The following is a 23,536-nucleotide window of genomic DNA, read 5'->3' as shown; positions in this document are numbered from 1 at the left end:
TATAATAGAAATCTGAAAAGGAAAAAGTCATAGTGTCCTTGACAAAGGGTACACTTTAAAGGAAGGTCAGCTTCACAAAAAGGAACTGGATCGTATCGTTCACACATTTACCTGTCCGGACTGCAACGGAACCAGACTGAATGCCAAAATCCGCAGTTGCCTGATCAATGGCAAAAATATCTGTGAAGTTTCCGATATGCCAATTCCTGATGCAGCAAAATTTATACGTCAGATTGATGATCCGCTGGCACGCGATATCAAAACTGAAATTTTGAAACGGATGAACGCACTGACAGAGATTGGACTAGGGTATCTTTCGCTTAGCCGGGGAACTGATACACTTTCAGGCGGCGAAGCACAACGAATTAAAATTGCCAGGTATATCAATTCACCACTTACAGATATGATGTATGTACTGGATGAGCCAAGTGTAGGATTACATGCGAGAGATATCCAAAAGCTTAAAAATTCTCTGATAAAATTAAAAGAACACGGCAATACTGTTATGATTGTGGAACATCACCGAGAAGTTATTGCACTGGCGGATCATATTGTGGATATGGGACCGGAAGCAGGTATCAATGGCGGGCAGATTATGTACCAGGGCAATTATAAGGGGCTCCTGGAGTCAGATACAGTGACAGGACGTATGTTGCGAGCAAAAACTCCGATAAAAATGGAATACAGAAAGCCGACAGACTGGTATCAAGTTAAACATGCAAATCTTCATAATCTGAAAAATGTAAATGTGAAACTTCCGCTTGGCGTTATGACAGTCATTGCCGGTGTGGCCGGCTCCGGGAAAAGTTCACTGATGGAATATTTTACCAGCCAATATCCAGGCGAGGTTATTTCAATCCGACAGAAGGATATAGGAATCAATTTAAGGTCAACTCCGGCTACATATCTGGATATTGCAGATGAAATCAGAACCCTGTTTGCAAAGGCAAATCATGTTGCAAAGGCATATTTCAGCTTCAATTCCAAAGGCGCCTGCCCTGTATGTCAGGGAAAAGGTGTAATTATATCAGAAATGGCATATATGGATTCTATCGAGACGGTTTGTGAGATATGCCATGGAACCAGATATTCTAAGGAAGTGCTTAAATATCAATATAAAGAAAAAAACATTGCTGAAGTTATGGATATGACAGTACGTCAGGCAATCAATTTTTTTGAAAATGCCAATTTTGTATGCAAACTGGATACACTGGCACAGGTTGGTCTTGGATATCTGCATCTGAATCAGTCAATGTCAACTCTTTCCGGCGGAGAACTGCAACGTATCAAGCTGGCGAGCAAGCTGGATGAGCGGGGACAGATATTCATTCTGGATGAACCGACAGACGGACTGCATCTGGATGATATCAGACGGCTTATGGAACTCTTCAATAAGATGACGGATCAGGGCAATACGCTGTTTATTATCGAACACAGTCTTGATATTATAAAGGATGCTGACTATATTGTAGAGCTTGGACCTGAAGGTGGTCTGGCAGGCGGCAAACTTCTCTTTGCAGGAACACCAAAAGAAATGTTAGAATCTTCCCGCAGTGTGACACGTGAATATTTAAAAGACAGTTTGTAAATTCTATTATACTTTTATAAAAGAAATTGGAACCTGCATTCACAGATTCCAATTTCTTTATAATATGCAATTAGAAAAGATATAAGAATATCTATTCTACGTCCTTAAGTGCAGCCAGATCTTCTTCTCCTGTACGGATCTTAATAATCTTATCTACACTGTATACGAATATCTTGCCATCTCCGATATGACCTGTGTAAAGTGCCTCTCTGGCCGCCTCTACAACAGTATCTACCGGAAGATTACCAATAACTACTTCAACTTTTACCTTTGGAAGAAGTGTTGCATCTACTTCTGCTCCACGATAACGCTCGCCGCTTCCTTTCTGGATACCGCATCCCATAACCTGTGTTACAGTCATTCCGGTAACACCAACTGCATTCATCGCCTTTCTCAATTTATCATAACGTGACAGTTTCGCCAGAATAACAACCTTATACATACCTGTATCCATTGCCGGCTGACGCACCACCTTAACGGCTGCATTCTTCTGTACTTCGGATGCTGCTTCATATTCTGATACGCCAAGCTGTGTATTTTCATTTTCTTCCATGATCATAGATCCTGATACGTCCATCAGACTGAAGCCTGCATATGCAGATGCCAGACCATGTTCACAGGAATCCAGACCTTCAATCTCCTCTTCCTCACTGACACGAAGTCCTACAGTTGCTTTGATAATCATAAATGTAATCGTGATAGTTACTACCGTCCATGCGATAACTGAAAACATTCCCAGAAGCTGTTTCCCAAGAAGTGTAAAGCCTCCACCGTAAAACAGTCCTGTCAGTGTATCATTACCAGGCGCCGATGTTGTTGCAAAAAGTCCTGTTGCAATTGTACCCCAGATACCGTTCATACAATGAACTGCAACGGCTCCAACCGGATCATCAATACAAAGTACATAATCCAGAAGCCATACACCAAATACTACCAGCAGACCTGCGACAGCTCCGATTATGATCGCTCCAAAACAATCAGTTACATCACATGGTGCTGTGATCGCTACCAGACCGGCAAGTGATGCGTTCAGACTCATGGACACATCCGGCTTACCATATTTAATCCATGTAAAGATCATACATACGACAGTTGCTACTGCAGGAGCTACTGTTGTTGTCAGGAAAATGGAACCCAGTTGTTCTACCGATGTAGCCGCTGCTCCATTGAATCCGTACCAACCAAGCCACAGGATAAATACTCCAAGTGCTCCAAGTGCCAGGTTGTGTCCCGGAAATGCATTGACTTTTGTAATGTTTCCCTTTTTATCTTTCGTGAATTTACCAATTCTAGGTCCAAGCATTTTTGCTCCAATAAGAGCTGAAATACCACCGACCATATGGATTGCACAGGAACCTGCAAAATCATGAAATCCCATCTGTGCAAGCCAGCCACCTCCCCAGATCCAGTGTGCTTCCACCGGATAGATGAATGCTGAGATTACTGCTGAATAAATACAGTAGGATAAGAATTTGGTTCGCTCTGCCATAGCTCCGGACACGATAGTTGCTGTGGTCGCACAGAATACTAAGTTAAACACGAAATTGGACCAGTCAAAATTAGCATACGATGTGAAAATATCAAATCCCGGTTTTCCGATCAGCCCGATCATATCCTCTCCAAGTAACAGGCTGAAACCAATCAGGATAAATGTACAGGTACCGATACAGAAGTCCATCAGGTTCTTCATGATAATATTACCGGTATTCTTTGCTCTGGTAAATCCAGCCTCCACCATTGCAAATCCAGCCTGCATCCAGAATACCAGTGCCGCTCCGATCAGGAACCAGACACCGTATACCTGCCCGTTGATTACGCTCAATATCTCGTCTGTCATAATACTTCCTCCTTTAGATTCCTAAAAATAACAAGAAAAAAGGCGCTATAGAAATTAATCTATAACGCCTTCGTTCGATGTATGCATAATAGCATTTGCATTTTTATTTGTCAATTAACTTTGTGCTTTTTGTTGAATACAGAGATTTTTATGCATTACATTTCATAATTTTGTAAAAATACGCCAATTAATAGCCAAGTAAACTGTAATCTACTGCTCTGGCAGCATCTCTTCCTTCACGAATTGCCCATACAACCAGAGACTGTCCACGGTGCATATCACCTGCCGTGTAGACATTTTTTACACTTGTCGCATATGCCCCCGGCTCCGTCTGTACATTCGTGCGGGCATTTCGCTCTACGCCGAATGCCTTGGTAACATACTCCTCACAGCCTAAGAATCCTGCTGCGATCAGCACCAGATCTACTGCCACTTCATATTCACTGCCTGCTACTTCAGCCATCATTCTGCGCCCACTCTTCTCGTCCACTTTGCTTTCCAGTTTCACCAGAACAGCCTTGCATACATTGCCGTTTTTATCCTTGATAAACTCCTTTACCGTAGTCTGATAGACACGAGGATCCTTACCAAATACCGCTGCCACTTCTTCCTGACCATAATCCGTCTTCAGAATCTTAGGCCACTCCGGCCATGGATTGGATGGCAGACGTTCTTCCGGTGCTTTCGGCATCATTTCCAGTTGAAGGACAGATTTGGCTCCATGACGCATCGCAGTACCACAACAGTCATTTCCCGTATCACCGCCTCCAATGATCATAACTCTCTTGCCTTTGGCAGAAATACAGCTTCCTGCTTTCAATAAAGATGCTTTTGCCTCTTTTCCCTTTTCCGAATCTGCCCAGAGTGCCTTCGCAGTGGAAGTCAGGAAATCTACAGCAAAATAGATCCCTTTCGCATCTCTTCCCGGTACTTTGATGTCACGTGGATTCTTGGCTCCACAGGCAAGGATAACACGGTCATATTCCTTCAAAAGCTCTGCCGCTTTCTTATCCTTTCCCACATTACAGTTATAGACAAAGGTTACGCCTTCCTGCTCCATGACTGCAATCTTCCGGTCGATGATATGCTTCTCCAGCTTCATATTCGGAATCCCATAGCGCAGCAGACCGCCTGCTTTATCTTCTCTTTCATATACGGTGACCAAATGTCCCCGCTTATTCAGTTGATCTGCTGCCGCAAGTCCGGACGGACCGGAACCTATGACAGCCACTTTCTTGCCGGTACGCGTCTTTGGCGGCTTCGGAGCAGCATATCCTTCAGCATACGCCCGTTCTATGATTGAATATTCATTAGAACGCGTTGCCACCGGATCTCCATTTAGATTGCAGGTACATGCCTTCTCACAAAGTGCCGGGCAGACTCTGGACGTAAATTCCGGAAAGTTATTCGTCTTATGAAGTCGGTCATAGGCAAGCTGCCAGTTGCCATGATAGACCAGATCATTCCATTCCGGCACCAGATTATTTAGCGGACATCCACTTGCCATTCCGGCGATCATCATACCTGCCTGGCAGAACGGTACTCCACAATCCATACATCGGGCTCCCTGTTTTTTCTGTTCTTCTTCCGTCAATGGCTTATGGAACTCCCGAAAATGGCTGATCCTTTCCTTTGGTGCTTCTGCCTTTTTATCCTGTCTCTCATAATCTAAAAATCCTGTTGCTTTTCCCATGGTTCACCCCTCCTATTCCTTTCCGTTCTTGATCGCATAAAATGCTTCGATCTTTGCCTGTTCGCTGCTTAGACCTTTCTCTTCCATCTGAAGCACGAAGGTCTGCATCTTCTCATAGTCAAACGGGATGACCTTTTTAAATTTCGGCAGATATTCTTCAAAATGATCTAATATCTCCTGTCCGATCTCGGAACCTGTATGCTTCACATGTTCTTCGATCATGCCCTGCAGTTCCAGAATGTCATATTTAGAAGTGACATGCACCATATTTACCATACCTTTATTAATCTTACGGTAAAGCGTATTATCTTGATCCAGCACATACGCGATACCGCCACTCATACCTGCTGCGAAGTTCTTGCCGACAGGTCCAAGGATTGCGACACGTCCACCGGTCATGTATTCACAGCCGTGATCTCCGACACCTTCTGCGACTGCCATTGCACCCGAATTACGGACACAAAAACGTTCGCCGGCGAGTCCGTTGATAAATGCCTTACCATCTGTTGCACCATAAAGTGCTACATTACCGATGATCATATTTTCATTGTGGCGATAGGTAACTTCCTTCGGTGGGAATACCACAAGCTTACCACCGGACAGACCTTTTCCGAAATAGTCATTGCTGTCACCGGTCAGTTCCAGTGTCAGACCCTTCGGGATAAATGCACCAAAGCTCTGTCCTCCGGCACCTTCACAGTGGATCACAAAATGATCCTCCGGCAGTCCTTCCGGATAATGTCTGGTAATCTCCGAACCAAAGATTGTACCAAAGGTACGGTTTACATTGGATACCTTTATATGGATACTCTTCTTCTGCTTCTTCTCCAGTGCCTTGCCAAGTTCTTTCAACAGCACCTTCTCATCCAGTGTCTTCTCCAGTTCAAAGTCAAACTTCTTCGCCGGGTTAAAGGTCTGTTCTGCTGATCCTGCATAGTCCTGTCTCAGAATACCGGACAGATCCAGTGTAGACGCATGTCTGGACTTCGGATGCTCTTTTACACGCAGCAGATCTGTTCTTCCTACCAGTTCATCAATCGTATGCACACCGAGTTTTGCCATATATTCTCTTAAATTCTGTGCAATAAACCGCATAAAGTTCACAACATATTCCGGCTTTCCACGGAAACGTTTACGAAGTTCTGGATTCTGGGTTGCGATACCAACCGGGCAGGTATCCAGATTGCAGACTCTCATCATCACACATCCCATAGTTACCAATGGTGCCGTGGCGAAACCGAATTCCTCTGCTCCAAGGATTGCTGCGATTGCCACATCACGACCACTCATTAATTTACCGTCTGTCTCGATGCGTACACGATCACGCAGTCCGTTCTGCAGCAGTGTCTGATGTGTCTCCGCAAGTCCGAGCTCCCACGGAAGTCCCGCATTATGGATTGAACTTCCCGGTGCCGCTCCTGTACCGCCGTCATATCCGGAGATCAGGATCAGTCCTGCTCCTGCCTTTGCTACACCTGCAGCAATTGTTCCGACTCCCGCCTCAGATACTAATTTGACCGAAATACGTGCGTCCTTGTTCGCATTCTTACAATCATAGATCAGCTGTGCCAGATCTTCAATCGAATAAATATCATGATGCGGCGGCGGTGAGATCAGACCTACACCAGGGGTTGAATGTCTGGTCTTAGCAATCCAAGGATAGACCTTTCCGGCTGGCAGATGTCCACCTTCACCTGGTTTTGCTCCTTGCGCCATTTTGATCTGGATTTCTTTTGCACTTACCAGATAACGGCTGGTGACACCAAAACGTCCGGATGCGATCTGTTTGATGGCAGAACAGCGGTCAGAATCCAGTCGTTCGATTTCTTCACCACCTTCACCACTGTTGGATTTACCATGCAGACTGTTCATGGCAAGTGCCATCGTCTCATGAGCTTCCTTTGAGATAGATCCATAGGACATGGCTCCTGTCTTAAATCTTGTCACGATCTCGTCTACAGATTCTACTTCTTCGATTGGCACGCCTTTCTCCGGGAAGTTAAATTCAAACTGTCCTCGCAGATTAATTCCGGCACCCTCTTCATTGACCAGTTCCGTATATTCCCGGAACAGTTCATAATTGCCTGTCTGTGTAGACTGCTGCAGCAGATGGATTGTCTTAGGATTATACAGATGCTGCTCGCCCTGGCTTTTACTCTTGTGCTGACCTATGCTGTCCAGCGTCATATCAGAATCATAGCCCAACAGATCAAAGGCTTCCGCATGCATTTTTGCATAATCTTCTGCAATCTCCTCGATACCAATACCGCCAACACGGCTAACTGTATCGGTAAAATATTTATCAATAAAGGACTGTTTCAAACCCAATGCTTCAAATATCTTGGCACCCTGATAAGACTGAATGGTAGAAATACCCATCTTAGATGCAATCTTAACAATCCCCGCCAGTATACCGTTACTGTATGTTTCTACTGCCGCATAGTAATCCTTCTGAAGCATATCATCCTCAATCAGCTGATGAATGCTCGCGTATGCCAGATATGGGTTCACCGCACAGGCTCCGTAACCGAGAAGGGTCGCGAATTCATGTACAGCCTTCGGTTCACCAGTTTCAATAATGATTCCTACCGCAGTACGTTTCTTGGTTCTTACCAGATGCTGCTGTACCCCGGATACTGCAAGCAGTGACGGAATTGCCACATGAAATTCATCCACTCCTCTGTCAGACAGGATTAAAATGTTCGCTCCTTCATTAATTGCCTTATCTACCTGTACAAACAGATAATCCATCATGGTTTCCAGATTTGAGTTTTTATAATAAGTAGTCGGAATCACAGCTACCTGATAGCCATCCTGCTTCATTGTCTTAATCTTCAGGAGATCCGTATCTGTAAGAATTGGATTATTCACCTTAAGCATCCTGCAGTTCTCTGCTTTTTCTTCCAGCAGGTTACCATCTTTTCCAAGATATACGGTAGTAGAGGTTACCACTTTCTCACGTATCGCATCGATTGGCGGATTGGTTACCTGTGCGAACAACTGCTTAAAATAACCAAATAACGGCTGTCTCTTATCAGACAATACCGCCAGCGGCACATCAATACCCATGGAAGAAATGCCTTCTCCACCTTTTACTGCCATGGGCAGGATTGTTGTCCGTACATCTTCATAGGTGTAACCAAATGCTTTCTGCAGACGCTTGCACTCTTCTTTTGTATAGGTCTGGACTGATTCATTCGGAATCTTCAGATCCTTTAATTCGATCAGTGCTCCATCCAACCATTCACCATATGGTTCTCTGTCGGCATACATATTCTTCAGTTCCTGATCATCGATCACGCGGCCTTTTACCGTATCCACTAACAGCATTTTACCAGGATGCAGACGTTCTTTTACCACAATACGTGCCGGATCTAATGGAAGTACGCCTACTTCTGATGACAGAATCAATGTGTCATCATCCATAATATAGTAACGTGATGGACGCAGACCATTACGGTCAAGCACTGCTCCCATACAGTCTCCATCTGAAAACAGGATGGATGCCGGACCATCCCATGGCTCCATCATCGTCGCATAATACTGATAAAAGTCTTTCTGATTCTGTGGCATACTGCGGTTATTTGCCCATGGTTCCGGAATAGAGATCATCACTGCAAGCGGCAGTTCCATACCATTCATTACCATGAATTCCAATGTATTATCCAACATTGCAGAATCTGAACCTGTATTATCGATGGCAGGCAGTACCTTCAGCATCTCGCCTTTCAGATATGGTGATTCCATCGTCTCTTCCCTTGCACGCATCTTATCCACATTGCCCCGGATCGTATTGATCTCACCATTATGTACAATAAAGCGGTTCGGATGTGCACGCTCCCAGCTTGGATTGGTATTCGTACTAAAACGGGAATGCACAATTGCAATCGCGGATTCAAAATCCGGATCCTGCAGATCTTCAAAGAACAGACGAAGCTGTCCGACTAAGAACATACCTTTGTATACGATAGTACGGCTGGACAGAGAGCATACATAGGTATCATTACTCTGCTCAAATACCTTTCTTACCACATACAGACGACGGTCAAAATCCAGACCCCTGGCAATCTGAGATGGACGGCGGATAAATGCCTGTTCAATGCACGGCATACATTCCAGTGCTTTCTTGCCAAGCACTTCGGAACGGATCGGCACTTTTCTCCATCCCAGGAATTCCAGACCTTCTTTTTCGGTAATGACTTCAAAAATCTTCTTTGCCTGATTTCGCTTCAGCTCATCCTGTGGGAAGAAAAACATACCCACACCGTAATCCCGTTCTCCGTCCAGACGGATTCCTAACGGTTTACAGACCTTTGAGAAGAAACGGTGTGAAACCTGTGACAGAATACCAACACCATCTCCGGTCTTGCCTTCTGCATCCTTACCGGCTCTGTGCTCCAGATTCTCAACGATCTCCAGCGCATTCTCAACGGTTTTGTGAGATTTTTCTCCTTTGATATTGACGATCGCGCCGATTCCGCAGTTATCATGTTCAAATTGCGGTCTGTACAGACCTTTACTTGCAAATCCACTCATATAAGCATTCCCCTTTCTGATTTATCCAGATACAAAAAGGCGCACTGAGACACTGCTCTTTGCAGTATCTACAGCACGCCTTTGTGATGCACATGTTCGATTGGGATTTATTATATAGGAAACATCTGCTCAGGTCAATCCTGTTTCGCCATTTTTAGTTTTATGAAATGAATTAGATAAAATGTATCAATTCATTTTTCTTGATTGTTTTAACATTTTGTTTGGTTTTTGCAAGTTTTAATTACCTGTCTTTCATTTTGTCTTCGTGCTAATTCCGCATCCATGGCCTCCAGAAATGTATATGGAACTTGCAGATCACCATATCCACAGGCGAGATCCAGACCCTTCTTCATAGCTCCATGGAAATCACTTCCACCAGACCTCAGGCATCCGCATTCCTGCGCAATCTGCTCTGTTGCCTGACGCCATTCATCATCAAACTCACAGTACTGGGTCTCCAGTCCGTCCGCTCCCATGCGTATCAGACGTCTCGCCACATCCTTACAGTGTTCCGGATCCTGCGGATCGATCTGATGCAGATGTGCTACAAAGATCAGTCCTCCCGCATCATGGACTAATTGAATACACTCTTCCGGTGACAGGACTTCCTTTTGTACATATCCCGGCGTGCCCTTGGACAGATACTTGCGCAGTGCTTCTTTGAGTTCTGTGGCATATCCTCTTGCAATCAGAATCTGGGCAATATGCCCTCTCGCCAAGATTTTCCCCTCTCCAAGTGCATCCAGATCACTTCTGTCTATCTGAAAGCCTGCCTCATGAAGCTTATCTACCATCTTATAATTGCGTTCCTGACGGCTCGCAGCCATATCATCCAGCCGCTTAATTAGTTGTTCATTTTTACAATTGATAAAAAGAGAGGTCATGTGTACATCACAGTCGTCCATGCGAGTACTGAGCTCCGCTCCTGGGATTACCCGAATCCCCAGCTTCCTGCCTTCTATAGAAGCCTCCTCCACTCCGGCTATGGTGTCATGGTCTGTAATCGCAATCGCGCTAAGTCCCTTTTTCTTTGCGTATCTAACAAGCTCTGTCGGCGTATATGAGCCATCCGACGCGGTTGTGTGTGCATGCAGATCTACTATCTTCATAGTGTTCCACCACCCCTTTCATCTCCTAGTCTATCCTGTTTTCAGACGTTTTGCAAGCACTTCTCATTTTACTTACATTTAACTCATTTTTACACGTTTTACTCTTTACAGAAAGCATCTTTCATGTTATTGTAAAAATGTAATCAATAAATTTGCAACGGGTTTTTTACATTTGCAAACATCAACTTTTTAAGAGCGGACTGAGAGGAGGTTCACTATGAAAAAATTTCTGTCACTTTTAGTATGTTTGATGCTGACACTCGGACTGATCGGCTGTGCATCCGGCAGTGATGACAAATCTGCTGACACCGACAAAAAAGAAAGCAGCGACGAAGCGACAAATGATGAATTGAAAGGACACCTGGTTATTTACACATCAGAGCCTCAGGATCTGGTTACTGAGATGTTAGATGATTTCGTATCTAAGAATCCTGGCGTTACATACGAACTGTATCGTTCCGGTACCGGTGATGTTAAGACTAAGCTATCTACCGAGCTGGACGCCGGTGGCACAGATGCCAATGTTCTGTGGTTTGCAGACTTGGGTTATATGTATGACCTGGACGATCAGGGTCTGATCTACCACTACTCTCCTGAGAGTGCGAAGGATCTTCCGGATACTTATAAGTACAATGACGGTATGGGTCATGAAGTACGCGCGATCTACTCTGTACTGGCTTACAACACCACACAGATTGACAAAGCCCCTAAGGATTGGGACGATGTTACAACTGATGACTACAAAGGATCTCTTGCAATTGCAAATCCTGCATACTCCGGTGGAGCTATGACAACACTTTCTGTTCATGTAGAACCGGACAACGAATCCACAGTTGGATGGGACTGGTATCAGAAGCTTGCTGACAACGATGTCAAGATGGAGCAGTCTAATGGTACCCTCCTCACCAAGGTAGCATCCGGCGAGTACAAAGGTGCTGTTATTGTTGACTACCTGCCACGTAATTCCAAGAACGAAGGTTCTCCGATCGATTACGTATATCCGGAATCTGGATCTGTACTGATTCCTACGCCACTCTGTCTGATGGACAACATGTCTGATGACGACAAAGCTGCTGCTGAAGCATTTGTTAACTATATGTTCGACATCGAGACTCAGAAGCTGTTTGTACAGCAGGGCTATGTTCCAATGATCAGCGAAGCTGCTGAAGGAACAGAAGTACCGACCATTGATGATATCAAAGTATTACCGATGGACGTTAACTACATGAGAGAGAACTCAGGCTCTATGCTTGAAAAGTTCACAAGCATTTTCGGAGCACAATAGCACACCGCTATAGAAGTAACTTCGACAGCAGGAGCCGCGCTTTTGCCGGTTCCTGCTGTTTTTATATAATGCCAAGGTCTAAGGTTTTTCACCCACACGAGCTTGCTCATAAATGGACAAAAGCATTATTTAACCAATATTTTTAAGAAAGGACGTGATACCATGTTTAAGAAAAACGGCTCCAATTCTTCGCGCGGTTCTCTCGCGCCTACGATCATCTGGTGGGTAGTCGTAGCTTTTCTTGCACTGTCTGTTATCTATCCTTCTATCCGTCTGATACTGAACAGTTTGAAGGTAGGTGACGGATATGGCCTTGATAACTATGTTACCGTATTCTCAGATCCAGGTATTCTGCGGAGTATGAAAAACTCATTTATCGTAGTAATTCCTGCCACTATATTTTCCACCATCATCGGTGTATTTTTATCATGGGTAGTTGTTCGCACCAATGTTCCCGGCGTAAAATACTGGAAAAGACTCCTATCGATTCCTTACTTTATCCCTCCTTTTATCGGGGCGATCGCATGGACATTTCTTTTGGGGCCGGTAGGATATTTCAACAAATTTTTAATGAACACTTTCGGATTTGAGCAGGCTCCAATGAATATCTACAGTCTGGGCGGCATGATCTTTATCATGTCCATGTACCGTTATGCGGTGTCTTTTATCGTAGTATTACCTACCATGAAGCGTATCTCCGCCTCTGTTGAAGAAGCAGCACGTATCTCCGGTGCCTCTCCATGGCGCACCCTGCGTGACATTACGCTTCCACTGATCACCCCTTCTATTATGGGTGCCATGTTATTGACATTTATGTTCATTCTGGCGGACTTCGGTGTATCCTCTGTATTAGGTGCCCCGAATCAGATCCACCTGATGACCACTCAGATATATTACATGATCAACAACTCAACGATCGCAAACAACCTTCAGGTTGCATCCGCATATTCTCTGTTCTTATCCCTCTTTGGGCTGGTCGGTCTGTGGGTATACAACAGAGTCCTTGCAACTAATAAGTTCGTTGTTGTAAGCGGTAAAAGTGCAGCGGTAGAACCTACCAAGTTGAACAAGGGACCTCGTTGGATCCTCTTTGCAATCCTGGTAATCTTCTTCCTGTTCACAACCTGTGCACCAATCCTTGCAACGCTGATCACATCTCTGACCAAGACTTACGGTCTTCCATTCGGTCCGGAGAACATGACATTCCAGAACTTTACACAAATGCTGCAGATCCAGAATGTGGCAAGAGCATTTAAGAACAGTCTGTTCCTGTCTGTTACCTCCAGTCTTGTGATCACAATCGTTACTATGATCATTGCTTATATCAGCATTCGCGGCGGTGTCCGTGGTGTAAAGGGCGTGAAATTCATGCAGATGACCGTTGTACTTCCTTATGCAGTACCTGGTGTCATCATTGCACTGTCCATGATCCTTGCGTTTTCACAGCCTATTGCAGGCGTGAGACTTTATAACACAATCTGGATCTTATTGATTGCTTATATTGCCAGGTTTATGAATCTGGGCTACAACAATATATCCGGTGCCATCAGTCAGGTAGACACCTCTCTGGAAGAAGCTGCCCGGATCTCCGGAGCATCACAGCTCCGGGCATTTAAGGATGTCATGCTTCCTTTATTAAAGAGCAGTTTGATCAGTTCTTTCTTCCTGGTAGTAGCACCTACCATCTCCGAGCTGTCACTTTCAAGCCTGCTGTGGTCAGTAGGTAATGAGACCATCGGAACTATTGTATTCTCCGCCAAAGAAGAAGGACGTATTCTTTTAACTGCAGCAATTGCTATTATACTGATTATTCTGGTTGTCTTTATCAATCTTCTGGTTAACAGCCAGACTGATAAAGACTGATACAAAAAGGAGGTATTGAATAATGGGAAAATTATCTATCCGTAATCTTACAAAGTCCTATGGGGACCATACCGTTGTTAACAAAGTAAATATCGAAGTTGAGGACAGTCAGCTTCTGACCATCGTAGGACCATCCGGTTGTGGTAAAACAACAATTCTCCGCATGATTGCAGGATTCATCGAGCCTACCGGTGGACAGATCTATCTGGACGATAAACTGTTGGTTGATGTTGAGAACCGCATAGCCCCGATTGCTCCTGAGAAGCGTAATATCGGCATGGTATTTCAGTCATATGCTGTATGGCCACATATGAAAGTATTTGATAATGTAGCATATCCGCTAAAACTTCGCAAGGTCAGCAAAGACGAAATCAAGAGTGAGGTTATGCGTGTATTGAAGGTCGTACACCTGGAAGGTTTAGAAAACCGTATGGCTCACGAGCTGTCCGGCGGACAGCAGCAACGTGTCGCCCTTGCCCGCGCACTGGTCATGAAGCCAAAGCTTCTTCTTCTGGATGAGCCACTCTCCAATCTGGACGCTGCACTCCGCGAAGAAATGCGCGGTGAGATCAAAGAGATCCAGCGCACCCAGCACATTACCATTATCAACGTAACACATGATCAGATTGAGGCCATGACCATGTCAGACCGTGTAGCAGTCGTGAGAAAGGGAGTTCTGGAACAGTTTGCTTCTCCTTATGAACTCTACGAAGAACCAGTCAATACATTTGTGGCACGTTTCATCGGATCTGCCAACATTCTGCCAGCCACGAAAAAGGCGGATGCTGTCCGTGACAGCGATGGCATGATGGACATCATGGTAGCCGGATGTTATCCGTTGAAAGTACCATATGTAGATTCTAAAAATGAGCAGGGCTTTGTAGCTGTGCGAGCTCATCACATGGCACCAAATGAAGCTTCTCCATTAAAAGCACATATCCGACGCGCTCTGTATCAGGGCAGTCAGATTGAATATTACCTGGAAGCTCCTGGATGCGAAATGTTCCGTCTTCTGACTGATGTCAGCTTCATCCAGCCGGAAGGTGCTGATATCGCAGTAGACATCAAAAAGGCGGTGTGGTTAGATGAGTAATTTTAATAATTTTACATTTAAGATCAATATCTTAGGCTGGTGGGGCGCATTTCCACAACCGGGCGGTGCCACCTGCGGCGTACTTGTCACTACAAGCGAAGGTAAGTTCCTGTTAGACTGTGGCGGCGGTGTGTTATCCAAATATTTTGAGCACGCCAATCTGACCGATCAGTTCCAGGGAGTACTCCTCTCCCATCTTCATTATGACCACATGGGAGATGTCGGATGCCTGTATTACGCTATCAACTATGCATTGCGTGTAGGTCTTCGTTCCAACAAGCCACAGGTCTATGCGCCAAAGACTCCGGAAACCATGTGGGATGCAGTACAATATCCATTCTGCGATACCCACATACTGGAAGACGGCATGAAGATACATATGGCAGGCGCAGACATTACCGTCAAGAAAGTCAATCATACGATCGAATGCTATGCATTCCGCATTGAGAAAAATGGTAAAACGATCGTATATTATACGGATACCACATATGATCCGTCACACACAGATTTCATCAAAGGTGCTGACCTTCTGATCTGTGAAGCAACCATTTCCATGGGAACCAGACACACCATCGGTGCCGGTCACATGACCGATATCGAAGCAGGTCAGACCGCTGCCAACGGCAATGTCAAAGAGCTGTGTCTCTACCATCTGCCAAGTGACGGCGATATCCCATTCATGCGGATCCGCGCAGGTTCCGCATACAACGGTGAGATCTACACTCCGGATATCCGTTCAGAATTTATCATCTGACAGGAGGCAAGCTGATGCTGAAACTATTTGACCCTATCCGGGACTTTTCATTCCTGTCCATTGCACTGCGCGTCCTGTTCACCTGTATTTCCGCAGGCCTGATCGGTTATGAACGTGGTCTGGAAGGAAGAGCCGCCGGATTTCGTACGCATATTCTGGTAGCACTCGGCGCATGTATTGTCATGTGTGTCGATCAGTATCTGGTTACTATGATCAATCCCAATGCTGATCCTGCAAGACTTGGCGCACAGGTTATCAACGGCATTGGTTTTCTCGGTGCCGGCACGATCCTTGCCAACGGCAAACGTGTAACCGGTCTTACTACAGCCGCCGGACTATGGACCATGGCATGTGTCGGTCTTGCATTCGGCTGCGGATACTTCGAAGGCGGATTTCTCGCCACTGTGACCATGCTGATCGTATTGAGCGTGCTGCACAAAGTAGAAGGCCACACTTCTACTCTGGTAGGAATGGAACTCCTGATTGAAATTGAGAAGTCCGATGATATCCCATGCCTTCTCAAAACCATAAAGCTATGCGGTATCAAAGTCGCAAATATTACCATCAACGACGCACCACAGGGTGCTTCCAAAGGGCATCTGGAGGTTCGCCTCTCTCTTCTGGTCGGGCGTAATTTTGACGCTTCCCACCTGTTAGACGAGTTAGCATTCCATATGCCAGTGGTTAAATTCGAAGAACTCTGATCATACCGCAACCCGAACTTTACAAATAAAATACCACTTTATTTCCGCAAATGAAATGCCCTGTGTTTGTCAGTTTTCACAGCTTTTCCGTTGGAATCACCCGAAAAAGTAACAAGGTTTTCCATTTACAAGCATCCTATATTGTACTATAATAGAAACTGTATGTTTTTGCGCATATTCAAAAAGCACAGATAACAAATGACAGATATATTATAGAAGAAACACAAGGATTTACAGGCTGTTATTGGAGGAAAAAGCTATGTATAGAAACAAAACAAGACAGGTAATGGTGGGCAATGTCCCAGTCGGTGGTGACGCTCCTATTTCCATTCAGTCTATGACAAATACCAGAACGCAGGATGTAGCCGCAACGGTAAAGCAGATCAATGAACTTGCCGCTGCCGGATGCGAGATCATCCGCTGCGCTGTACCGGATATGGAAGCAGCCAGAGCTATTTCGGAAATCAAGAAACAAATTAATATTCCTCTTGTGGCAGATATCCACTTTGATTATCGACTTGCTATCGCAGCAATCGAGAATGGAGCAGATAAGATCCGAATCAATCCCGGCAATATCGGAGCACCGGAACGTATCCAGGCAGTCGTAGAGAAAGCGATTGAATATCATGTACCGATCCGTATCGGTGTCAACAGCGGATCTCTGGAAAAGCACCTGGTTCAAAAATACGGCGGCGTAACTGCTGAGGGACTGGTAGAAAGTGCCCTCGACAAGATCCACATTGTAGAACAATACGGATTAAAAGATATCATCGTCAGCATCAAGTCATCGGATGTCATGATGTGCATCAGAGCTTACGAGCTGATGGTACAAAAAACAGATTATCCTCTCCATGTAGGAATCACTGAATCAGGTCCTCTGGGTGGAGGCATTATTAAGTCCAGCGTTGGACTGGGTGCTATCCTGTATCAGGGCATCGGTAATACGGTTCGTGTATCCCTGACCGGAGAACGTGTCGAAGAGATCAATACAGCCAAGAAGATCCTGGCTGCCTTAGGACTCAGAAAGGCCGGTATTGAGGTCATCTCCTGCCCGACCTGCGGACGTACACAGATCGATCTGATCACACTTGCCAACCAGGTAGAAAAACTGGTAGCTCAGTATGATCTGGATCTCAGAGTTGCCGTTATGGGTTGTGTAGTCAACGGTCCCGGAGAAGCCAGAGAAGCAGATCTCGGCGTAGCCGGCGGATGCGGTGAAGGACTTCTGTTTAAAAAAGGCAAGATACTCCGAAAGATGCCGGAAGATCAGCTGTTAGCTGCCCTCAAAGATGAGCTGGACCACTGGGAGGAAGAAAGGATCTAGCGAAATATATTTATGAGAAAAATTGTTGATAACGAGCGTATGATGCTGCGTGTATGCGATCTCTATTACAATCGTGATATGAGTCAGAGTGACATTGCTAAGATTATGGACATCTCCAGACCTACCGTTGCCAGACTTCTAAAAAGTGCCAAATTAAAACGAATCGTAGAAATCACGATCTCCGATCCACAGGAAAGGCGTTATTCTGAACTAGAACAAAAGCTAGAAAAGACGTACCATCTGCAGGAAGTCATTATTGCAGACACTGTAAGCACCACCAATCAGCAAAAAGATGTTCTGGGAAAAGCCGCAGCAGGTTATCTGAAGTCCATATTAAAAGACAATGATATCATCGGCGTAGGCATGGGTACAACAATCCGTTATATTGCACCATATGCTCCCAGGCAGTTTCAGAATCTCACATTTATCCCGCTTCTAGGTGGGACCGGTAATATAGATTACACACTGGATGCGAATCACGTCGTAGACCACCTGTCAAAAGCCTTCTGCGGGGAAGGACAGCATCTGTATGTCCCTGCAGTTGTCTCTCATGTACAGACCAAACGCACTCTTATGAAAGAAGACAGCATCAGACAGATCATGAACGCTTATGATCATTTGAATGTAGCTCTGGTCGGTATCGGTACAGCAGACAACACCTCTTCTGCTTTTCGAAGTGGATACTATTCGGACGAAATGAAACAGCAGGCCATCAAAGACCAGGTATGTGGAGATATCTGTATGCATCTCTTCGATAAAGAAGGTCGAACTGATCGCTTCCCGTATAATAAACAGATCGTCGGTGTGAATCTGAACAAATTAAAAAAAGTCCCTTATGCCATCGGTATTGCCAACGGTGTACGCAAAGCCGAAGCCATACGTGGTGCCATAAAGGGAGGCTATATTAACGTATTAGTTACAGATGCTCAGTGCGGAGAGGCACTGACCAGATTAAATGATTAATTGAATAATTGAATATTGGAGGGCAATGATATGTATACAAAGAAAGCGAAAGTCGTTAACCCATTAGGAATTCATGGCCGTGCAGCCAGCGTATTTACCCACACAGCCAGTCAGTTTTCTTCTCATGTATTCGTAGAACGCGCGGATGATCCCATGAAAAAAGCAAATGCCAAATCCGTCGTATTCGTCCTTGCACTGTGTCTTGCGCAGAACGACGAAATCGTCCTTTCCGCTGACGGACCGGACGAGAAAGAAGCGGTTGAAGCCCTTATAGAATGCCTTAAGACATTAGATCAGGCAGAATAATATTCTTAAAGACATATAAGATCACACAATGCACCCTCATTGTGTGATCTTTCTTTATCTCATATTCTCTTCTTACTCTGCTTCTCGCTTCACATGATTCAATTCATAAAAAATTGAAATCAGGTATCCGGCTACGCCTGCATAACCTCCTGTCAGAAATGCTGACCACAGACATTCTGATAAATCCCAGGAAACACTGAGTCCAAACATCATCACAGGCAGTGCCACAACTGCCACACAGATAAATGTAAACACTCCGCGGAACAATGCTGCTGTATATTTTTCCCTACAATTTGCTGCCAGTAATTTCCATAGTTTTTTCATAATAAAACTACCCTCTTTCTGCGAGTTATCTCTTTTCGCTTTCTGAGGGTAGTATAACAATCCATGGTTAAATCTCCATGTATCACTCTGTTAAGTTTAAGTTAAGCTTAAACGCCCTCTAACCCGCATAAAACCGTTGCATTTGTCACTAACGTGTCGCTAACCGTTAAAATTAATTAGTTTCTACATATATTAATAGATGTCAATTCGTACCAATTATTTTACAAATAATAGCCCGATAGCCTTTGGTTTTCAATTCACTCCTACTGCTTGTTCAGCCATTTCTGAAACGCTTTTACGGTTGCTGGTCCCATGCTTCCATCCACCGATACGCCAAGCCAGCTCTGGAACTTCATGACAGATTTTCGCCCGAAGTATCCGTCTGCTGCCGCTCCAATTCGTCTCTGGATAGCTCTGATCAGATTAGATCCGGTTGCACGACCACTAACAAACTGCCAGCTTCCGGTATAAGCATTCGCCAGATATTTCTTGTTGCTGATCGGCTGACCGCTGATAATGCCGTCCTGCACTGTACCAAATACAGCCTGTGCTTTCTTTGTTGTGGCTATGCCCCAGCTTCCATCCACTGCGATCTTACCATTTGACGTTACCTTTCCGGAAGATGCCGGTACGGATCCACCAGTTGCCGTTGCGCCTTTCCATGTATAGGTTGTTGCCCCACTCGCCAGAAGCTTATTAACCTCTGATGCGATCGTAGGCATCTGGGATTCCAGATATGCGCCCGGACAGTCTGTTGATGCAAACCACTTATGCAGTGTCATGTTTCCTTTTGTGTCTCCGGTATAGGTCAGCTTCTTGATGCCATTTCTCCGGCAGATATCCGCACACAACAAAATCAGCTTCGCCATAGCAGCACTGGAGCATCCCCATCCCGGAGCACCTGCGTTATCAGCGACTTCAATTGTGATCGCTCTGTGGTCGTTTGCACCAGATGAAGAAGTCCATGCTCTATCTTTTTCTTCTACGTACATCCCCACTCTTCCATCTGAACTAATACCATAGTTGGATGATGCCTGACGGCTTCTTGGTGCGAACACATTACCACACGTTTCAACGGTGAGATTTCCTGCCATATGATGGATCGTAATGCGGTCAATCTTATTTCGTCTCGGACTTGTTCTGTTCGGCGATATTTTTGTATAATTAACTAATCCACTGTTACTCATAATACACTCCTTTCTGTGCGATGTCGCACATAAAAGAGGACGATTACTCGCCCCCTGAATCACTACTATTAATCTGCTGCTCCACCTGCGACCTGATATGTCTGACCAATGGCTGCAAGAACGCTGGTATCTTAACGCCCATGTCCTGGATATTTTCTAATATACTAATAATCTCATTGCAGATCAGCCACATTGCTACAATGCATGCAATCAAGAATGTCACCGGAGATTTCCAGCCAATCGTAGTGGATGCATATAATAGCATTTCGTCAATAATTGCTCCAACCACTACCAAGAGCCACATGGACACCTTCTTGAAAATTCCTCGAATGCTCTTATAGGAATTTATATCCTCCGCTCTATACTTACTGGCCATAAGCCCGGTCATGTAGTCAATCAGATTGCATGCCACCAACAGGACCACCGGCACTGCCAATACTCCAAGGAGCGCTGACAGGAAGGCGAATACCGCTGTGAAAATAGCTTTGATGTAATTAGCCTGTTCCATTTTCATATACCTCACTTCTTTCTTTAGTTCGAATTTTCCGTACAAAAATAAGGCCCGAAGGTCTTGCTCGTATCTCCATGTATTCATCTTCCTCCATCTGTCTCTACAAATCGAATGGATAGTCATAAGGGTAATCTAAGGATCCCTCGCGATTCTTATAGGAAGGCTGGAAATCAAACGGATAATCGAATGGATAATCCACTTTTTCCTCAATTGCAACGGAGATCATAAATTTTTCACCGGTAGCAACCACATTTTTGCTCAGCTTTATATCTGTAATCTCCAGCATCAGCTTACCTCCACTTCCAACCTCGCTTTTCTTGTGGAATCTCCCACTACATAAGTCACTTCAAGTATATATAGTGCCTTTTTTGTAGGTGCGATCTTAATATCCAGATAGTGATCATCAATATAACATTCTCCCTGCGCTTCCACCTCTCCATATCTGCTCAATGTATAGGATGCGCTCAAAATCGTAAACGGCTCATTGTCCGGACTTCTTACTAAGAGTTTTACGTGTTTATCCTCACCTTGAATGAACTTGATCTTATTCACAGCAACACCCCCTTCTGTGCATTGGATATATTACTTCCAGATAGTACGAATCCGACTGAACTCCTACCAGATAATCATCTTCCATCGCTTCAACTGAATATCGATCCGGGATGACATCTACCCGGTATTCATCTGGCACGATGTCAAACACATAATCATAAGGTTGTAAACTCACGCACAATGTCTCTGGATCCACGATCAGCAACATCTTCGTGCAGTATGCAATATTACCCGCCTCATCATAGGCTGCAACTTCGATCACATACATTCCATCTAAATCGCAGGGGACAGTGACTGTCCACTTGTCCCCGTCAGATCTTTCATACACAACTTCCTGTCCATCGACTTTCCCGATTACTTTCGTAACCATAGAACGCCTCCTAGTCTGTCACCTCAACAGAGATAACGAATGTCTTACCGCAATCTACTGGATTCGGTGTCAAGGCAATAGACTTAATCACCGGAGCTGCTGTATCGAGCGTAACTGTACGTACAACAGTTGTTGTCTTGCCAGCTTTATCCTTTGCAATGATTGTAATCGTATTAGAACCATTGACCAGTGTAACATCCTTAGAGAATGTACCATCTGCTCCAACCGTAACGGCTGTACCGTTGATTGTAACTGCAACAGGCTTAGATGTAATATCGTCTGTCTTACCAGTAACCGTAACAGTTGATTTGTTGGTAATAAGCTTGTCCGCTGGTGCAGTAATAGACAGCGTCGGCGGTACGGTATCAACTGTAAATGTTGATGTCTTAGCTGCAGATGTATTACCATCATTATCTGTTGCCGTGATAGAAATTGTATGCTTGCCATCCTTAAGCGCGTCGGTCGGTGTGCATGTGTATTTGTAACCACCGGCAATAGCGGTTTTTGTCACAGAAGTGATCTCTGTTCCATCCAATGTGATCTTAGCAGAAGCAACTCCTGAATCTGCATCTGTAACTGTAAATTCAATGGTTGGAGTTGTGCTGGTAAGGTATGCTCCTGAAGACGGAGATGAGATGCTGACTACCGGAGCAACTTTCTCCTTAACTCGAATCTTCAACGCTGCTCCCAGTGTCGTATGTGTCTGATCTACCGTTGTAGTATTGCCCGCCTCATCCGTTGCCTTGACCGTACCGCCAAGAACATGGTCTGTCTGTGAATAAGACGACTTATTTGGCGCCGTTACTGTAGCTTCGTACTTTCCAGTACTGGTATTCTTGGTCAGCGTGTAGGTCGTCCCATTAAATATATATTGAACTGTTTTTACTGCCATCTATACTACCCTCCTACTCAGCTGCATCTGTTACAAGTTCTTCCATTCCAGAATCAACGAGAATCTCTTTTACCTTATCCTTTAAACGTCTCGGTACCTGTGCGTAAGTCTTCTTTTCTAACATAATCTGCTGTGCCCATAACATTGCAATCATTTCTTTACCTCCTGAATTTTGTAATAATATGAATAAATTTGTTAATAAAGTTACCATTACTGATATACCAGCTCGGACATTTCAAGAATGCATCCCTGAAGCATGTCAACAGTCTTTTTCAGCTCAGCATTCTCTGCTGCTAGAGCTTCCATTTTTTCCGTTGGTGTCTCACCAACCTTATAAAGAATCACGCCAGTAATGCCTGCTGTGTACTTCACGATGGCATCCATGTTGGTGTAATTCTCGTACTCGCTAAGCGTGGACTCGCGCTCTTTCACGGTCATCTTCTGCGTTCGGAAGCTATCTGAGAAGATTGTTCTCAGCTCATTCTCTGTGGCAGAAATGGACTTGATCAGAAGTCCTCCGTCTGACCGGATTTCAGCTGACTGAATTGTTAATTCAGTCGCATCGTTAAATATGATTTTCATGTTTCTCCTTTCCGGAGTGGTTCTTAATTAAATGGCAAGATTGCAGATAAAATGTACCGCGCA

General features: G+C 44.8%; 22 protein-coding genes. 9 read left to right on the top strand and 13 right to left on the bottom strand.

Features of this window, described 5'->3' with window-relative positions; genetic code table 11:
- Positions 1-196: 196 nt before the first annotated feature.
- Positions 197-1,588 (top strand): ATP-binding cassette domain-containing protein, encoded by a 1,392-nt coding sequence (locus tag DWZ93_RS14455; RefSeq protein WP_243061312.1) that lies wholly within the window; start codon positions 197-199, stop codon positions 1,586-1,588.
- Between the two features lie 91 nt (positions 1,589-1,679).
- Here the strand turns inward: DWZ93_RS14455 and DWZ93_RS14450 are convergent, their stop codons facing one another.
- The 4 genes from DWZ93_RS14450 to DWZ93_RS14435 all read right to left on the bottom strand — a co-directional run bounded on the left by DWZ93_RS14450 (position 1,680) and on the right by DWZ93_RS14435 (position 10,763).
- The gene (locus tag DWZ93_RS14450) at positions 1,680-3,425 is read right to left on the bottom strand and encodes an ammonium transporter (protein ID WP_118453406.1); all 1,746 of its coding nucleotides are present in this window, start codon (positions 3,423-3,425) and stop codon (positions 1,680-1,682) included.
- Between the two features lie 187 nt (positions 3,426-3,612).
- On the bottom strand, positions 3,613-5,118 hold the full coding sequence (locus DWZ93_RS14445) for a glutamate synthase subunit beta (protein ID WP_118453405.1): 1,506 nt from the start codon (positions 5,116-5,118) through the stop codon (positions 3,613-3,615).
- A gap of 12 nt (positions 5,119-5,130) precedes the next feature.
- A complete protein-coding gene (gene gltB, locus DWZ93_RS14440) occupies positions 5,131-9,654 on the bottom strand; it encodes a glutamate synthase large subunit (RefSeq protein ID WP_118453403.1) in 4,524 nt (1,507 codons plus the stop codon).
- 209 nt (positions 9,655-9,863) lie between these two features.
- Positions 9,864-10,763: a PHP domain-containing protein gene (locus tag DWZ93_RS14435; protein ID WP_118453401.1), complete on the bottom strand. Its 900-nt coding sequence runs from the start codon at positions 10,761-10,763 to the stop codon at positions 9,864-9,866.
- A 217-nt stretch (positions 10,764-10,980) separates the two neighbouring features.
- On the opposite strand from DWZ93_RS14435, the gene DWZ93_RS14430 reads away from it, so the two are divergent.
- The 8 genes from DWZ93_RS14430 to DWZ93_RS14395 all read left to right on the top strand — a co-directional run bounded on the left by DWZ93_RS14430 (position 10,981) and on the right by DWZ93_RS14395 (position 19,055).
- Positions 10,981-12,048 (top strand): extracellular solute-binding protein, encoded by a 1,068-nt coding sequence (locus DWZ93_RS14430; RefSeq protein WP_118453399.1) that lies wholly within the window; start codon positions 10,981-10,983, stop codon positions 12,046-12,048.
- Positions 12,049-12,210: 162 nt separating this feature from the next.
- A complete protein-coding gene (locus DWZ93_RS14425) occupies positions 12,211-13,911 on the top strand; it encodes an ABC transporter permease (protein ID WP_118382669.1) in 1,701 nt (566 codons plus the stop codon).
- 22 nt (positions 13,912-13,933) lie between these two features.
- The gene (locus DWZ93_RS14420) at positions 13,934-15,004 is read left to right on the top strand and encodes an ABC transporter ATP-binding protein (RefSeq protein ID WP_118382670.1); all 1,071 of its coding nucleotides are present in this window, start codon (positions 13,934-13,936) and stop codon (positions 15,002-15,004) included.
- On the top strand, positions 14,997-15,758 hold the full coding sequence (locus DWZ93_RS14415) for an MBL fold metallo-hydrolase (RefSeq protein ID WP_118382671.1): 762 nt from the start codon (positions 14,997-14,999) through the stop codon (positions 15,756-15,758). Before DWZ93_RS14420 ends, DWZ93_RS14415 begins: the two co-directional genes overlap by 8 nt.
- A 14-nt stretch (positions 15,759-15,772) precedes the next feature.
- Entirely contained in the window at positions 15,773-16,462 is a 690-nt protein-coding gene (locus DWZ93_RS14410) for an MgtC/SapB family protein (protein WP_118382672.1), read from the top strand.
- Positions 16,463-16,721: 259 nt separating this feature from the next.
- Positions 16,722-17,786, top strand: a complete 1,065-nt coding sequence (gene ispG, locus DWZ93_RS14405) for a flavodoxin-dependent (E)-4-hydroxy-3-methylbut-2-enyl-diphosphate synthase (protein WP_118453397.1) — start codon at positions 16,722-16,724, stop codon at positions 17,784-17,786.
- A 12-nt stretch (positions 17,787-17,798) separates the two neighbouring features.
- Positions 17,799-18,749 (top strand): sugar-binding transcriptional regulator, encoded by a 951-nt coding sequence (locus DWZ93_RS14400; RefSeq protein WP_118382673.1) that lies wholly within the window; start codon positions 17,799-17,801, stop codon positions 18,747-18,749.
- 30 nt (positions 18,750-18,779) lie between these two features.
- Complete coding sequence (locus DWZ93_RS14395; RefSeq protein ID WP_118382674.1) at positions 18,780-19,055, top strand: HPr family phosphocarrier protein; 276 nt, start codon at positions 18,780-18,782, stop codon at positions 19,053-19,055.
- A gap of 72 nt (positions 19,056-19,127) precedes the next feature.
- Here the strand turns inward: DWZ93_RS14395 and DWZ93_RS14390 are convergent, their stop codons facing one another.
- From DWZ93_RS14390 to DWZ93_RS14350, 9 genes are all read right to left on the bottom strand, one after another.
- A complete protein-coding gene (locus tag DWZ93_RS14390) occupies positions 19,128-19,379 on the bottom strand; it encodes a hypothetical protein (RefSeq protein ID WP_118453395.1) in 252 nt (83 codons plus the stop codon).
- A gap of 263 nt (positions 19,380-19,642) precedes the next feature.
- Positions 19,643-20,566 carry a peptidoglycan recognition protein family protein gene (locus DWZ93_RS14385; protein ID WP_118453393.1) on the bottom strand — a complete coding sequence of 308 codons (924 nt, stop codon included), beginning with the start codon at positions 20,564-20,566 and terminating at the stop codon, positions 19,643-19,645.
- 43 nt (positions 20,567-20,609) lie between these two features.
- Complete coding sequence (locus DWZ93_RS14380; RefSeq protein WP_118453408.1) at positions 20,610-21,080, bottom strand: phage holin family protein; 471 nt, start codon at positions 21,078-21,080, stop codon at positions 20,610-20,612.
- Positions 21,081-21,177: 97 nt separating this feature from the next.
- Positions 21,178-21,363, bottom strand: coding sequence for a hypothetical protein (locus DWZ93_RS14375; RefSeq protein ID WP_118453391.1), 186 nt, complete (start codon positions 21,361-21,363; stop codon positions 21,178-21,180).
- Entirely contained in the window at positions 21,363-21,629 is a 267-nt protein-coding gene (locus tag DWZ93_RS14370) for a hypothetical protein (protein ID WP_118453389.1), read from the bottom strand. The genes DWZ93_RS14375 and DWZ93_RS14370 overlap by 1 nt, the downstream gene beginning before the upstream one ends.
- A complete protein-coding gene (locus DWZ93_RS14365; protein ID WP_118453388.1) occupies positions 21,622-21,999 on the bottom strand; it encodes a PF13754 domain-containing protein in 378 nt (125 codons plus the stop codon). Before DWZ93_RS14365 ends, DWZ93_RS14370 begins: the two co-directional genes overlap by 8 nt.
- A gap of 10 nt (positions 22,000-22,009) precedes the next feature.
- Positions 22,010-22,891: an Ig-like domain-containing protein gene (locus DWZ93_RS14360; protein ID WP_118453386.1), complete on the bottom strand. Its 882-nt coding sequence runs from the start codon at positions 22,889-22,891 to the stop codon at positions 22,010-22,012.
- Positions 22,892-22,904: 13 nt separating this feature from the next.
- Entirely contained in the window at positions 22,905-23,045 is a 141-nt protein-coding gene (locus DWZ93_RS14355) for a hypothetical protein (protein WP_243061311.1), read from the bottom strand.
- A gap of 56 nt (positions 23,046-23,101) precedes the next feature.
- Positions 23,102-23,473, bottom strand: coding sequence for a hypothetical protein (locus tag DWZ93_RS14350; RefSeq protein ID WP_118453382.1), 372 nt, complete (start codon positions 23,471-23,473; stop codon positions 23,102-23,104).
- Between the last annotated feature and the right edge of the window lie 63 nt (positions 23,474-23,536).

The organism is Dorea sp. AF36-15AT, from assembly GCF_003477705.1.
GTDB classification, from domain to species: domain Bacteria; phylum Bacillota; class Clostridia; order Lachnospirales; family Lachnospiraceae; genus Claveliimonas; species Claveliimonas ammoniilytica.
Note: the sequence above shows the minus strand (reverse complement) of the source record. Positions and strands in the feature narration are given on the sequence as shown.

Bases quoted from the DNA above. Each gene is read 5' to 3' on its own strand.
- DWZ93_RS14350 (WP_118453382.1), bottom strand. From the start codon at position 23,473: ATGAAAATCATATTTAACGATGCGACTGAATTAACAATTCAGTCAGCT.
- DWZ93_RS14355 (WP_243061311.1), bottom strand. From the start codon at position 23,045: ATGATTGCAATGTTATGGGCACAGCAGATTATGTTAGAAAAGAAGACT.
- gltB (WP_118453403.1), bottom strand. From the start codon at position 9,654: ATGAGTGGATTTGCAAGTAAAGGTCTGTACAGACCGCAATTTGAACAT.
- DWZ93_RS14435 (WP_118453401.1), bottom strand. From the start codon at position 10,763: ATGAAGATAGTAGATCTGCATGCACACACAACCGCGTCGGATGGCTCA.
- DWZ93_RS14390 (WP_118453395.1), bottom strand. From the start codon at position 19,379: ATGAAAAAACTATGGAAATTACTGGCAGCAAATTGTAGGGAAAAATAT.
- DWZ93_RS14360 (WP_118453386.1), bottom strand. From the start codon at position 22,891: ATGGCAGTAAAAACAGTTCAATATATATTTAATGGGACGACCTACACG.
- DWZ93_RS14430 (WP_118453399.1), top strand. From the start codon at position 10,981: ATGAAAAAATTTCTGTCACTTTTAGTATGTTTGATGCTGACACTCGGA.
- ispG (WP_118453397.1), top strand. From the start codon at position 16,722: ATGTATAGAAACAAAACAAGACAGGTAATGGTGGGCAATGTCCCAGTC.
- DWZ93_RS14365 (WP_118453388.1), bottom strand. From the start codon at position 21,999: ATGGTTACGAAAGTAATCGGGAAAGTCGATGGACAGGAAGTTGTGTAT.
- DWZ93_RS14425 (WP_118382669.1), top strand. From the start codon at position 12,211: ATGTTTAAGAAAAACGGCTCCAATTCTTCGCGCGGTTCTCTCGCGCCT.
- DWZ93_RS14410 (WP_118382672.1), top strand. From the start codon at position 15,773: ATGCTGAAACTATTTGACCCTATCCGGGACTTTTCATTCCTGTCCATT.
- DWZ93_RS14385 (WP_118453393.1), bottom strand. From the start codon at position 20,566: ATGAGTAACAGTGGATTAGTTAATTATACAAAAATATCGCCGAACAGA.
- DWZ93_RS14415 (WP_118382671.1), top strand. From the start codon at position 14,997: ATGAGTAATTTTAATAATTTTACATTTAAGATCAATATCTTAGGCTGG.
- DWZ93_RS14375 (WP_118453391.1), bottom strand. From the start codon at position 21,363: ATGCTGGAGATTACAGATATAAAGCTGAGCAAAAATGTGGTTGCTACC.
- DWZ93_RS14450 (WP_118453406.1), bottom strand. From the start codon at position 3,425: ATGACAGACGAGATATTGAGCGTAATCAACGGGCAGGTATACGGTGTC.
- DWZ93_RS14420 (WP_118382670.1), top strand. From the start codon at position 13,934: ATGGGAAAATTATCTATCCGTAATCTTACAAAGTCCTATGGGGACCAT.
- DWZ93_RS14400 (WP_118382673.1), top strand. From the start codon at position 17,799: ATGAGAAAAATTGTTGATAACGAGCGTATGATGCTGCGTGTATGCGAT.
- DWZ93_RS14445 (WP_118453405.1), bottom strand. From the start codon at position 5,118: ATGGGAAAAGCAACAGGATTTTTAGATTATGAGAGACAGGATAAAAAG.
- DWZ93_RS14380 (WP_118453408.1), bottom strand. From the start codon at position 21,080: ATGAAAATGGAACAGGCTAATTACATCAAAGCTATTTTCACAGCGGTA.
- DWZ93_RS14395 (WP_118382674.1), top strand. From the start codon at position 18,780: ATGTATACAAAGAAAGCGAAAGTCGTTAACCCATTAGGAATTCATGGC.
- DWZ93_RS14455 (WP_243061312.1), top strand. From the start codon at position 197: ATGCCAATTCCTGATGCAGCAAAATTTATACGTCAGATTGATGATCCG.